The organism is Litorivivens sp. (assembly GCF_041625495.1).
Classification (GTDB): Bacteria; Pseudomonadota; Gammaproteobacteria; order Pseudomonadales; family Spongiibacteraceae; genus Litorivivens.
In genome coordinates, this window is the sequence record NZ_JBFJTH010000032.1 from 1 (window position 1) to 12166 (window position 12166).

A 12166-nucleotide genomic window follows, 5' to 3' on the forward strand; every position below is an offset into this window, starting at 1 on the left:
AACCCGTTTCCGCTGGTGTATATCTCATTCCCATCGGCCAAGGATCCCCAGTGGTCTGAGCGTTATCCGGATAAGTCTACGGTAGAGATTGTTACGGTAACCAATCCGGAATGGTTCGCCCGCTGGCAGGACACTACGTGGCAGCAGCGGGGTGATGACTACGAGGCGAAAAAAGCGGACCTGTCCAGAAAACTGCTGGCTATCCTGTTTCAGCGTATGCCTCAGCTGGAGTCGGCGCTCGCTTTTCACGAGCTATCCACGCCACTTTCGACTCGCTTCTATCAGCGTAACGTGCAGGGTGAAATTTACGGTCTGGACCACTTTCCGGAGCGGTTTGATCACCCCGGACTGCACCCAAAAACCCCGCTCAAAAATCTCTATCTTACCGGCGCTGATGTGGTTACCGCCGGTGTGGGTGGGGCGGTGATGGGAGGGCTGATGACGACCAGCGTTATGCTGGGGCCACGCAAGGCAAAGGATATGATGAAACTGCTGAAAGAGTGGGCGCCCGGCTAGATATAGTCGAGCGGCAGTGCCTGACGGTCTACGATCTTGCGCATGACGAAGCTGGAGTGCACTCCGGTCACGCCGGGTATGCGTGTGATGCGATCGAGCAGCAGCGACTGGTAGGCATCCATATCCGGCACAATCACCTGCAGTAAATAATCGGCATCCTGACCTGTTATCAGATAGCAGGCTTGAACTTCCGGGTAGCTGGCCACCGTCTGTTCGAAGGTTTCGAAGCGGTCTGGTGTATGGCGATCCATCCCGATCTGCACCAGCGCGGTCAGCGACAGGCCGAGCTTGCGCGCGTCAAGTCTCGTCACCTTGTTCATGATAATCCCGGCTTCCTCCAGCAGTTTGACCCGCCGCAAACAGGGTGAGGCAGACAATCCGACCCTGTCCGCGAGCTCGGTGTTGCTGAGATCACCATTTTCCTGCAACTGGGCCAGGATATTACGGTCGATTCTGTCGAGTTTGACCAGTCTTTCACTCATGTGTGAATTTATATTCCATAGAAAGTGTAGATATTGGAATATTTATCTCATAAATTGCAGTTTGAGCGCAACTTAGCAATAAAATTGCGCGGTAAAAGGCGTAAAGTGGGCGTCATCTGAATTGGCAGACACATTGGCGCAAACATCGCGGGTGTGGGAGCAATGGCCACAAGCCTGAGTTTCACTGTTGCAGATAGACGAGCAGGGCTCGCTCCCACAAAGAGAGAGCCCTGCTGGCAAAAAAAAACCTGTAAGCCAGCAAAGACCAGATATCCGGAGTCAGCCATGTCTTTTGACCATCGCAAATACCGCCGCTTTGAGGTGCCGAATAAGCCCGATCGGCAGTGGCCAAATAACCGTATCGATCACGCGCCGCGCTGGTGTGCGGTGGATCTGCGCGATGGCAACCAGGCGCTGGTAAAACCGATGAGCCCTGCGCAGAAACAGCGGATGTTCGATCTGCTAATAAAAGTAGGCGCTAAGGAAATTGAAATTGGATTCCCCTCCGCCAGTCAGCCGGATTTTGATTTCTGCCGCAAGCTGATTGACGAAAACCGGATTCCAGACGATGTGACCATTCAGGTGCTTACTCAGGCCCGCCCTGAATTGATCAGCCGCAGCTTTGAGGCCCTGAAGGGCGCGCGTCGCGCCATTGTTCACGTATACAACTCAACATCTGTTGTGCAGCGCGAGCAGGTATTTGGTCTGGATAAAGAGGGCATCAGGCAGATTGCAATTAACGGCGCCCAGCTGGTCAAAGAGGAAGCGGCAAAATACCCGGAGACTGACTGGGTTTTCCAGTATTCGCCTGAAAGCTTTACCGGCACCGAGACTGAATACGCCATAGAGGTCATCGATGCGGTTAATGCAGTATGGCAGCCGGAGCAGGGGCAGGAAGTGATCATCAACCTGCCGGCCACGGTAGAGATGTCGAGCCCGAATGTGTTTGCGGATCAGGTGGAGCGAGTTTGCGAGGGCGTAAAGCATCGTGAACATATCACCATTTGTCTGCACACCCACAATGATCGCGGATGCGCGGTGGCAGCGGCAGAACTGGGCGTGATGGCAGGCGCTGATCGCATAGAAGGCACGCTGATGGGCAATGGCGAGCGCACTGGCAATATGGATCTGATTACGATGGCGATGAACCTCTATTCGCAGGGTGTCGATCCCAAGCTGAACTTTGAAAATATGGCCGAGATTCGCGAGGTGGTGGAAAGCTGTACTGATATTGCCACCCATCCGCGACATCCCTATGTTGGTGAGCTGGTATTTACCGCGTTTTCTGGCAGCCATCAGGATGCGATTCGCAAGTGTCTGGTGAAACGCAAGGACGGTGATGTTTGGAACGTTGCCTATCTTCCTATCGACCCCCATGATCTTGGTCGTCGCTATGAAGAGGTGGTGCGAATCAATAGCCAGTCCGGCAAGGGTGGTGTTGCTCATGTATTGGAGCGCGACTACAACATTGATCTGCCGCGCTGGTTGCAGCAGGAGTTTTCTCGGCTGGTGCAAAAGGAAGCGGAAGACCAGGGTGGCGAAATTGATTCGCTCACCATACGACGTCTGTTCGAGGAGTATTACCTGGCTGTGCCGGATGGCTGGCAGTTACAGCGCTATGATTTGCACCGTGGAGACAGTGGCATTTCTGCCACCGCTACTCTCAGCAGTGGGCGTGAATATCGGGGTGTGAGCAAAGGTGTGCTTGAAGCCATTGTACAGGCGGTGACTGCCGAGCTGGGTCAATCGATTGATATCGACGAATACAATGAGTTTGCCGTTGAAGGTGGAACCAACGCTAATGCGCTGGCCTGTATTCGTGCGGTGATTGATGGCCAGAACTATTCAGCGGCATCCTTGGGTGAAGATACCACGTCGGCCATGTTGCAGGCGCTGTTTTCAATCGCTGGACGCTACTCGGATGTGATCACTGACAACCGCAAGCTGGCGTGAAATACAATGTATGTGGCGCGAGTCAACTGACATTGCGCCACGGGACTAGAGTTGTGTGTCGAGCGGTAGTTCAGTGGTGTTTTTGATTTCCGTTACGGCGATATGAGAGTGGGTTTCGCCCACCATCGGCAGAGACAGCAGGCGTTCACGCACAAAAGTCTCGTAGTGGCGAATGTCTTTGGCCACAACTTTTAGCATATAATCCCACACGCCGGTCATGGTGTAGCATTCAATTACTTCGGGCAGCGTGCGAACGGCGTCTTCAAAATCTTCCAGATATTGGCGGCCCACCGTAGTCAGGTTTACCGTGGTAAACACCACCAGCTCCATGCCAAGTTTTTCACGGTCCAGCAAGGCGACTTTTTTTCGAATCAGTCCGTCCTGTTCGATACGATTAATGCGGCGCCAACACGGCGATTGCGACATATTCAGTGTTTCAGCAATTTCAGTCGAGGTTTTGCTGGCATCTTTCTGCAGAATGTTCAGGATCGTAATGTCCTGCTTACTGAGTTCTGTAGCCATTGTCAGCCCTGTTTATTAAATAATAATTCCACTATATCGAGAATTTGGGTCTACACAAAACGGGATGTGACAAAAATGCATTTTGAACTCAGCGAAGAACAAAGCATGATTCGCGACACCGCCGCTCAGTTTGCCGAAAGCGAACTGGCACCGCTGGCGGCGAAATTTGATAAGGGTGAAGAAAAAGAAGCCTTTATGACCAACCTGAGTAAGCTCGCTGAACTGGGGTTTATGGGGTTGAATATAAAAGCTGAATACGGCGGCACCGAGGCAGGGGTGGTAGCTTTCAGCCTGGCCATTACGGAGCTTGCCAAAGCCTGTGCGTCCACAGCGGTGACCACGTCGGTTACCAATATGGTGGCGGAAGTGATTCAGGCCATGGGCACCGAAGCGCAACGTCAGAAGTATCTTCCCAAGATTACCTCAGGCGAATACGCTGCCGGTGGTTTTTGCCTGACCGAGCCGGGTGCTGGTTCTGACCCGGCCAGCATGCGCACTACCGCGGTGAAGGATGGCGACAGTTATATTTTGAACGGCTCCAAAGCCTATATCACCAGTGGCGAATACGCAGGTGTTTTTGTGGTGTGGGCAGTGACCGATAAAACCGCCAAACGCGGCAAAGGAATATCCGTGTTTCTGGTAGAAAACGGTATCCCCGGGTTGGTGGTGGGCCCGGCTGAGGAAAAAATGGGGCAGAAGGCCTCTGCTACTAATGCGGTCTATTTTGAAGATTGCCGTATTCCCGCCGACGCCTTGATGGGCGAAGAAAACCGCGGTCTGCAAGTGGCGCTGGGCGAGCTCGCCGGTGGACGTATCGGCATAGGTTCGCTAGCGCTGGGGATTGGTCAAGCGGCGCTGGACTATGGTCGCGACTACATCAAGGAGCGCGAGCAGTTCGGTCAGCCCTTGTCGAACTTTCAGGGACTGCAGTGGATGCTTGCTGACGGTTACACGGAGATGGAAGCCGCGCGCTTGTTGCTGATGCAAGCTGCTTGCCTCAAAGAAGAAGGTAAACCCTTTGCCACGCAGGCATCGATGGCGAAATTATTTGCCACCGAAGCGGCCAATAAAGCCTGTTATACCGGCCTGCAGTTGCTCGGCGGTAATGGCTACAACCGCGAATATCCGCTGGAGCGGATGGCGCGTGATGTGCGTATTACGTCTATCTACGAGGGCACCAGCGAGATTCAACGGCTGGTTATTTCGCGAGATATTTTGGGGTAACGCAGCTCAGCTGTTGCTAACGACCTGCGGACGATGGCTTGTCGGCAGGTCGCTCGTCTCCCTTCAGTTCTTCTCTGTTATCGCCAGCCGCCCGGATTTTTCTGCATGGCTTCGACTTTGCTCTCGTACACCTGCTGAAAGCGCTTGAACTCCTCGGGATAGCGTGCGCTGGCATCGTAGGATTCGTTCGGATCGTTGGTTAGGTCAAACAGCCACGGCCCCTGGGGTATTCCAAACCCGAAGTTTGTACCGGCCTGGCTGTGAATGAGCGGTCGGCGCGGCATGTATTTGAAACGCTCGTTGCGCACGCCCAGCACTTTGCCGCTGAGATAATACAGGTGCTCATGAGGGGTTGTTTCTTCACCGCGCAGATAGCCCAAAAGGCTGCGGCCGTCCAGTATCCGGTCTTGTGGGGGCGGAAGGTTCAGGATGTCGAGGATTGTTGGCATCAGGTCCACGCCTGAAGCCATGCCGTCGAGGCTGCAACCCTGACACAGGCTTGTTGGCCAATGCGCGATAAAGGGCACGTGCATGCCGCCTTCAAAGGTGTTGCCTTTGCGGCCGCGATCGTTGCCGGGGCTGCCTTCAAACCAGGGGCCGTTGTCTGAGGTGATGATGATCAGGGTGTTGTCATACACGCCAGCCGTTTTCAACGTATCGATCAATTGCCCGATGCCTTCATCCAGCTCTTCCACCACGTCGCCGTATAGTCCCGCGTCGGATCGGCCGAGTTTGCTATCGCGAACATACAGCGGAATATGTGGAAAATTATGCGCCAGGTAGAGAAAAAATGGCGCATTTTTGTTCGCATTGATAAAACGGCTGGTGGCTTCAACGTAGTGCTCACTGAGTTTTGTCTGATCCGCTGGCGCGGGCACCACTACGTCTTCGTTTTCGTACAGCGCAAAGGGCTTCATGTCGTTGCTGTACAAAGCGCCGTAAAACTGTTCAAAGCCCATATCATTGGGACGAGAACCCGGTTGATCACCCAGATGCCACTTGCCTACCAGTCCGGTGCGATAACCTGCCGCCTGTAGCAGGTCGGCGAGTGTGATTTCCGATGGTGGAATGCCGACATTAGCGCCGCGCAGCCGCAGAAAACGATCCAGAGGGTGCCCTTCCGGGAATACCACATGGGAAAGGCCACCGCGCTCGGCATGGCGACCGGTGAGGTAGCCAAAACGAGCCGGCGTACAAACCGGCGCGGGGGAGTAAAACTGGTTAATGACTGTGCCGCCTTGAGCCAGACTGTCGATGTTGGGTGTATCGATAGTGCGGGAGCCGGTGAAGGAGAAATCGCCGTAGCCCAGATCATCGTAGAGTACAAACACAATATTCGGGTGCTGTTCACTCTGCTGGTTGCCGAGTTTGCTGATGTTGGCTAGATAGGCCCGCTTGCTTTCAAGCTGTTCTTCTTGCGTGTGCTGTTCGTACAGTGCGAGTTTGATGACACCGACGACCACACCAATGATCGCCAGTGTAACGACGAGCACCAGTGCGTTCAGTAGCAGTTTGACTGGATACAGGACTATGCGGCGCACCCGGTTTCTCCCTCTCGTTGTGTTGCAGTAACTGGTTTTGCAGCGGCTGGTTCTACAGCGATTGCGGTGATGTTTTCAACGAGCGGTTGACACACCACGCAAACACCGTCAGCGACAGCATCCACAAAAAGGCGATGGGTTCATAGGGGTTGATGCCCTGCAGCCACGCCATGCCACGCAGCAGGTTGCATTCGGCGGTAGGTGCGAATAAACACAATGCAAAAGAGACCATAGGCTCGCCGGTCTGATTGCTGACGAAATAAAACACGGCGGCCCACCACAGTGACACCACAACGGTGCCGATAGCGCTGATCCACAGCATCGCTTTAACCCATTTGAGTTCTTTCATCGTATTTCCCCTGAATCAGATATTACCGGCCTGAAGTTGATTGACGGCGTAGTCTACGGCTCTTGCAGTTAATGCCATATAGGTCAGCGACGGGTTCACACAGGACGACGACGTCATGCAGGAACCGTCAGTCACAAACAGATTGGGTACATCGTGCGCCTGGTTCCAGCGATTCAGCACAGACTGAGTCGGATCATCGCCCATGCGCGCCGTGCCCATCTCGTGAATGGCGCCACCGGGCGGGCTGTTGCCATCGAAGGGCATAACGTTTCGAGCGCCGCCGGCTTTTAGCATGGCTTCTGCCTGTTTCTGAATATCTTTGCGCATTCGATTTTCATTGTTGCCAAACGCGCTGTCGAATTCGACCTGGGGGATGCCAAAGCGATCGCGCTGGGTGGTGGAGAGCATCATGCGGCTGTTTTTGTCCGGCAGGTGTTCGCCGAACCCGGCGAGGAAGAATACCCACGGACCCGGCGCCCGCAGCGCCTGTTTGAAACGGGCCCCAAAGCCTTTGACCTGCTGGTGCATCTGGGCCCAGTTCATCCGCATGGACGCGCCCTGAAAGCCGTAGCCGCGAATAAAGTCCGCGTCCTTATCCTGACCTTCCAGGTTGCGGAATCGCGGTATATAGATGCCGTTAGGGCGATTGCCGACCGTGTACTTATCCATGAAGCCGGGAATAACACCGAAGGCGCCGACTTCCGAAGTGTGATCCATCAGATAGCGGCCCAGTACGCCGCTGCGATTGGCTAGACCATTTGGGAACTGTGCTGAGGTTGAATTCAGTAAAATCTGGGTGCTGGCGATGGTGGAGGCGCAGAGAAACACCAGCGAGCTGGTAAAACGTATGCGTTCCTTGGTATTTGCGTCGATCACGTTTACGCCGCTGATTTTGCCTGAGGCCGGATCGTACTCAAGGTTTTCAACCACACTGTCAGTGCGAATCGTGAGGTTGCCAGTTTTCTCGGCGGCGGGCAGGGTGGAGCTCTGGCTGCTGAAATAGGCGCCGGCAGAACAACCGCGTTCACAGGGGCCGCAATAGTGACAGGCACCGCGCCCGTTTTTTGCTTCAGTTTGCACGGCGGCGCGACCGATGGTCATGACCCGCTCGGGATAATGTTTCTCGACGCGTTCCTTTACTGCACGTTCAACGGTGTTGAGATGCATCGGCTGCTGGAACTCGCCATCGGGCAGGTGGGGCAGGTTCAGTTTTTCGCCACTGACGCCAACAAACTTCTCAACATAGCTGTACCAAGGGGCAATGTCCTTGTAGCGGATGGGCCAGTCGATGCCGTGTCCATCTTGCCGGTTGGCGTTGAAGTCCAGATCGCTCCAGCGGTACACCTGTCGCCCCCACAGCAGGGAACGGCCGCCCAGCACGTCGGCCCGCTTCCAGTTGAAGGGTTTGTCTGCGTTGTAGACGTACGGGTTGTCTTTGTCATTGTTAAAGAAATGACGTGTGGTTTCGTTAAAGGCGTATACCTTGCTCTGAATCGGATACTCTTCTTTGTAGAGCTCGCGCAGCGGCTTGCCGCCATAGGGCAACTTCCAAGGTGGCAGGTGCTCGCCTTTGTAATCCAGTCCGTGACGAATGGGCTTGCCGCGCTCTAGTATCAGCACCTTCAGACCTTTTTCGGTCAGCTCTTTGGCGGCCCAGCCGCCCGAAATGCCGGAGCCGACTACGATGGCATCGAAGCTGTTATTTTCTGTTGATGGCATGGTTATATTCCTGTCAGCTGGACCACTGGCGACCGACTTCACGGAAATCAATGTCGCGATATTCCATGGGCATGGGCTGGTAGATCAGTTCCTGTTTTGCACCCACTTCGGAGGTGTAGTAACCGATAACGGTCAGCTCTTTCAGTTTTCCGAAGAAGGGTACGTTCTCATCCACCTCTTTCGACATAGGGGCGGCCGATGTCTGGCTTTTGTAGTCTGCGCCAAGCGTTTCCATATGGGTGAGTGCGGCTATCTGGTTTTCCTCTGTGCACGACAGGAAGGGGTTGCCGAACTGTGTCTGGCAGTGGCTGTCCAGGGTGGCGAGTCCGTCGAGAAAGATCTGTCGCTCGGTAGGCGTATACCAGTCTGACACCATCAGTTCGATAAAGTGGGGGACGCCGGCGTCGAGTGCGCCGGGGGTGTCGGTGCGCGGAATCACCATTTCAGCCAGAACCGAGCACGTGGCACGTTGGCTGTCGCTTAACACAGGGTTCTGAATAGTGACGCGGCCATCGATGCCGTTGATCATCGCCTGTACCACCGACGGTGACAGTGCGGCGCCGGTAATCAGGCCGAGATGCTGTATGAGTTCTCGTCTTTTCATTGTTTACCTCTCCTGTGGGCTCAGCTTGCCCGCCCATTGTATGGCCTGGGTCAGCAACTGCTGATATTCGGGGGTGTCGAAACTTTTCGCACTATGTCCCAGTGCTGAATACAACGTGCGCCCCTTACCCGCCGTTTTCACCCAGACCACCGGGTGGTCCGGTGTCATAGTGAATTTGCCGGGCTTGTAGCTGTTTTCATCCACATTCAGCAACACGGTCGCACCGGACACTGCAGGCGAACGATCAAAGGCATACCATTCATCGTAGTGTTGCCATGTTGCGGGTAGGCCGCGCACGACCGGGTGCTCCTGCTGCAGCGTAATCGTCGCGTTTTGCTTGTGCGGGATCAATGTGTGACCGATAAAAGCGGTGCCCAGAATCGTATTCTGATACCAGCTCCAGTCCTTGTGAGATCCGTCACCGGCGGCATGAATGCCAATAAATCCGCCGCCATTTTCGACATAGCTTTTAAGCGCATCGCGCTGTTCGGGCAACAGTAGGGGACCGCTGGCGTTGGCCCAGATAACCACGTTGAAGCGAGCCAGATCCTGCGGATTGTGAACGGCGCCGTTTTCCGTTGTAACAATTTGCCAGCCGCGCTCCTGTGCGAGATGGTGCAGGAAAGTCTGCGCTGCCTGAATGCCTTCTTTATGGCGAAAGCCATTGGTCTTGCTGAATACCAGCAGCGCTGGTGACTCCGCATCCAGTTCGACGGTCGGTGGCGCGTGGTCGAATTCCGGGCCGCTGATGAATTGGGGTTGGTCGAATAAAAAGGCGGCGACGACACCTATCACTAGTACCAGGATGATGCCGAACACCGCAAAGAGTAGTTTTTTCATAAGATGTGTCTGCGCTTTGTTACCACTGGTAGCCGGCAGAGAAACCGAAGATACGGTCTGCACTCGGCGGAACGAAGTGGGTCACGTCCTCCCGGCTATTATCGACACTCAGCGGGAAGAAACTGACCACATGGTGCTGCGCAAATACGTTGTTTACATATGCCGCGAGCTCCATCTGACCGCTGGTATTACGCCAGCCAAATCTGAGGTCGGTGATCGAGTAGGCTTCCTGAATCGTCAACGGGTGTTGCACGGTGGTGAACTGCACATCGTCTTGCCAGCGTGAGGTCAGCTGGGCGTAGGCAATACTGCCCTCGCCGTTGAGAGGATGCTCGTAGCGGCCGGTGAGCGATGCACTCCACTCGGGGGCATTGGCCAGGCTCTCTCCAGCGAGGTCCTGATTGTCACAGGTGCCATCGCCATTCACGTCTCGGCCGCCGTTTTCACCCGGCTGCTGGCCAGTAAAACACTGGGAAACAAACTCATTAAACACGGCTTTGTTGTAGAGCAGCGAACCGGTTACGAACAGGGACGCCAGTGGTTTCGCCTTGAACTCGATTTCAACGCCTTGGGTTTCGAGCTCCCCGGCATTGTCCAGCCGGATCTGGGTGCTGGGTACCAGGTTGGTAGAGTCCTCGTTGCCAACTTCTATAACCTGTGCCTGAAAATCATTAAAGACGGTGCTGAACACGGCGATGTTCAGCTCCAGTTTGTCATCCAGCAGTCGCGATTTACTGCCAATCTCAAACGCCAGCGCTTTTTCCGGTGCGACCGGGTTGCGGAAGGCAGATTCCAGATCACTGTTGGCGTAGTCAAATGCGCCGCCGCGGTAGCCGGTAGAGATGGTCGTATACACTGTGCTGGAATCACTCCAGTCATATTGCAGGGAGACTGTGCCAGTCACAGCGCGGTCGTCGATTTCTGCATTGGGTATGTTTACCCGGGTTTCAGCAATCCGAGCACCGCTGAGATCCAGGTCGGTGTACTGTAAACGCCTCACATCCGCTGTCAGCTTTTCGATGATATAGCGAGCGCCTGCGGTCAGATGCCAGCGGTCGGTCATATGCCAGGTACCCTGCGCGAAAATGCCGAGGTTCTCGGTTCTGGCGGTACCGGCGGTCAAGCCGTACTGGGTCAGGGAGCCGCCGGGCACTAGACCGAGGAGCTGAAGTTCTGGTGGAATATCCTGCGGGCTAACGGTATTGAAGACTGCCTCGACGGGAATATCTTCCACGTAGCGCTCGAAGAAATTATAGGTGCGGTTATTGAAATACAGGGCTCCCAGGGTGTACTCCAGCGTGTCACTGCTGGTTGCTGTCAGCCGCAACTCCTGGGTGAGGGTCTCGATTTTTCTTTCCCCGCCGTTATAGGTGACGTTGTATTTTTCACCGTCGAGTTCGAGCAGGTCGATATTGCGCTTGATTTCAAAGCCGCGCCAGCCGCTGACTGAGGTCAGTGTGTAGTCGCCCAGGTCCCAGTCGACTTTCAGGGTCACGCCGCCGTTGATGCTGTCTGCAATATTGTTGCCCAGGGTTTTGACAGTGCGGTTTTCTTCACCGTAGGGGACATCTTGGCTTTTTTCTGTTTTCTGGGGTGATGCGCTGCGAAAGACCAGCGGTGAAGAGTCGCCGTCGTTGCGTTGTTGTTCAACATTCAAGCGAACGATCACATCGCTGCCTGAATCCCAGAGAAGTTTTATGCGCCCGCCGAACGTTTCCGAGTCCGGGAGGTTGTCGTCCTGAAGGATGTCAACCAAATGGCCATCTATTTGCTTGTAAAAGCCGGTCACGCGCATTCCAAGGTTGTCTGTGATCGGGCCACTCACGCCTGCCTGGGTTTTCATCAGGTGGCCGGGAAAGCTGTCGCGGTCTTCGGCGCTAATTCGGGTGAAGGCTTCGAATTCAGGTGCCGGGTCGCGGGAGATTACATGGATAAGCCCGGCCGTAGAGTTTTTGCCGAACAGTGTGCCTTGCGGCCCGCGCAGTACCTCAATCCGCTCCAGATCAGCGAATTCAAAACTGGCCATTTCCGTTCTGGCGACCGGTACGTCGTCGACCACAACCGATACGTTGGGTTCGACGGCAATACTGAAGACATCGGTGCCGACGCCGCGAATCCGGATCGAATTGTTTGACGGGTCGTCGCCGGGAGAGAAGCGCATGGAGGGAACCAGCTTGGTCAGATCTTCCACGCTGTTGATCTCATTGTCCTGCAGCATTTCGCGGCCCAGGGCGGTCACGGCCATGGGGACATCTTGCAGATTCTGTTCGCGCTTCTGGGCGGTAACAATAACCTCCTCTAATCTTGCCTCTGAGGCTAGTACCGATGTGGCCGACAGCGGCAGGCCGGCAGCCAGCGCTGCGATCAGGGCTTTGGTTGTCTTATCGTTATTCATGTTCCAGACACTCCTGTGATG

At 54.9% G+C, this 12166-nt stretch carries 10 protein-coding genes and 1 pseudogene; 3 read left to right on the top strand and 8 right to left on the bottom strand.

Translation table 11 applies throughout. The features are described 5' to 3' along the window. Window positions 1-516 (top strand): annotated as a pseudogene (locus ABYP39_RS05740) (FAD-dependent oxidoreductase); the annotation flags it as partial. On the opposite strand, the gene ABYP39_RS05745 reads toward ABYP39_RS05740, so the two are convergent. Continuing rightward, window positions 513-998: an Lrp/AsnC family transcriptional regulator gene (locus ABYP39_RS05745; protein ID WP_372781513.1), complete on the bottom strand. Its 486-nt coding sequence runs from the start codon at window positions 996-998 to the stop codon at window positions 513-515. The pseudogene ABYP39_RS05740 and the gene ABYP39_RS05745 sit on opposite strands and share 4 nt — an antisense overlap. Window positions 999-1283: 285 nt before the next feature. Here ABYP39_RS05745 and ABYP39_RS05750 point away from each other — a divergent pair, with 285 nt between their 5' ends. After that, entirely contained in the window at window positions 1284-2951 is a 1668-nt protein-coding gene (locus ABYP39_RS05750) for a 2-isopropylmalate synthase (protein ID WP_372749497.1), read from the top strand. 45 nt (window positions 2952-2996) lie between these two features. On the opposite strand, the gene ABYP39_RS05755 is transcribed toward ABYP39_RS05750, so the two are convergent. Then, window positions 2997-3473 carry an Lrp/AsnC family transcriptional regulator gene (locus tag ABYP39_RS05755; RefSeq protein ID WP_372749496.1) on the bottom strand — a complete coding sequence of 159 codons (477 nt, stop codon included), beginning with the start codon at window positions 3471-3473 and terminating at the stop codon, window positions 2997-2999. Window positions 3474-3548: 75 nt separating this feature from the next. Here ABYP39_RS05755 and ABYP39_RS05760 point away from each other — a divergent pair, with 75 nt between their 5' ends. Beyond that, window positions 3549-4697, top strand: coding sequence for an acyl-CoA dehydrogenase family protein (locus ABYP39_RS05760; protein WP_372749495.1), 1149 nt, complete (start codon window positions 3549-3551; stop codon window positions 4695-4697). A gap of 77 nt (window positions 4698-4774) precedes the next feature. Here the strand turns inward: ABYP39_RS05760 and ABYP39_RS05765 are convergent, their stop codons facing one another. Genes ABYP39_RS05765 through ABYP39_RS05790 form a run of 6 tightly spaced genes read right to left on the bottom strand, consistent with a single transcriptional unit; the run spans window position 4775 to window position 12145 of the window. Beyond that, window positions 4775-6238 (bottom strand): sulfatase, encoded by a 1464-nt coding sequence (locus tag ABYP39_RS05765; RefSeq protein WP_372781515.1) that lies wholly within the window; start codon window positions 6236-6238, stop codon window positions 4775-4777. A 52-nt stretch (window positions 6239-6290) separates the two neighbouring features. Next, window positions 6291-6587, bottom strand: a complete 297-nt coding sequence (locus ABYP39_RS05770) for a hypothetical protein (RefSeq protein ID WP_372781517.1) — start codon at window positions 6585-6587, stop codon at window positions 6291-6293. Window positions 6588-6602: 15 nt separating this feature from the next. Then, a complete protein-coding gene (locus ABYP39_RS05775; RefSeq protein WP_372781519.1) occupies window positions 6603-8306 on the bottom strand; it encodes a GMC oxidoreductase in 1704 nt (567 codons plus the stop codon). Between the two features lie 13 nt (window positions 8307-8319). Continuing rightward, window positions 8320-8910 carry a gluconate 2-dehydrogenase subunit 3 family protein gene (locus tag ABYP39_RS05780; RefSeq protein WP_372781521.1) on the bottom strand — a complete coding sequence of 197 codons (591 nt, stop codon included), beginning with the start codon at window positions 8908-8910 and terminating at the stop codon, window positions 8320-8322. A gap of 3 nt (window positions 8911-8913) precedes the next feature. Further along, a complete protein-coding gene (locus ABYP39_RS05785) occupies window positions 8914-9750 on the bottom strand; it encodes a ThuA domain-containing protein (protein ID WP_372781523.1) in 837 nt (278 codons plus the stop codon). A 19-nt stretch (window positions 9751-9769) separates the two neighbouring features. Next, entirely contained in the window at window positions 9770-12145 is a 2376-nt protein-coding gene (locus ABYP39_RS05790; protein ID WP_372781525.1) for a TonB-dependent receptor, read from the bottom strand. Window positions 12146-12166: the final 21 nt, after the last annotated feature.

Coding starts and splice junctions, on each gene's coding strand:
- ABYP39_RS05785 (WP_372781523.1), bottom strand. CDS start 9,750: ATGAAAAAACTACTCTTTGCGGTGTTCGGCATCATCCTGGTACTAGTG.
- ABYP39_RS05745 (WP_372781513.1), bottom strand. CDS start 998: ATGAGTGAAAGACTGGTCAAACTCGACAGAATCGACCGTAATATCCTG.
- ABYP39_RS05780 (WP_372781521.1), bottom strand. CDS start 8,910: ATGAAAAGACGAGAACTCATACAGCATCTCGGCCTGATTACCGGCGCC.
- ABYP39_RS05775 (WP_372781519.1), bottom strand. CDS start 8,306: ATGCCATCAACAGAAAATAACAGCTTCGATGCCATCGTAGTCGGCTCC.
- ABYP39_RS05770 (WP_372781517.1), bottom strand. CDS start 6,587: ATGAAAGAACTCAAATGGGTTAAAGCGATGCTGTGGATCAGCGCTATC.
- ABYP39_RS05755 (WP_372749496.1), bottom strand. CDS start 3,473: ATGGCTACAGAACTCAGTAAGCAGGACATTACGATCCTGAACATTCTG.
- ABYP39_RS05760 (WP_372749495.1), top strand. CDS start 3,549: ATGCATTTTGAACTCAGCGAAGAACAAAGCATGATTCGCGACACCGCC.
- ABYP39_RS05750 (WP_372749497.1), top strand. CDS start 1,284: ATGTCTTTTGACCATCGCAAATACCGCCGCTTTGAGGTGCCGAATAAG.
- ABYP39_RS05790 (WP_372781525.1), bottom strand. CDS start 12,145: ATGAATAACGATAAGACAACCAAAGCCCTGATCGCAGCGCTGGCTGCC.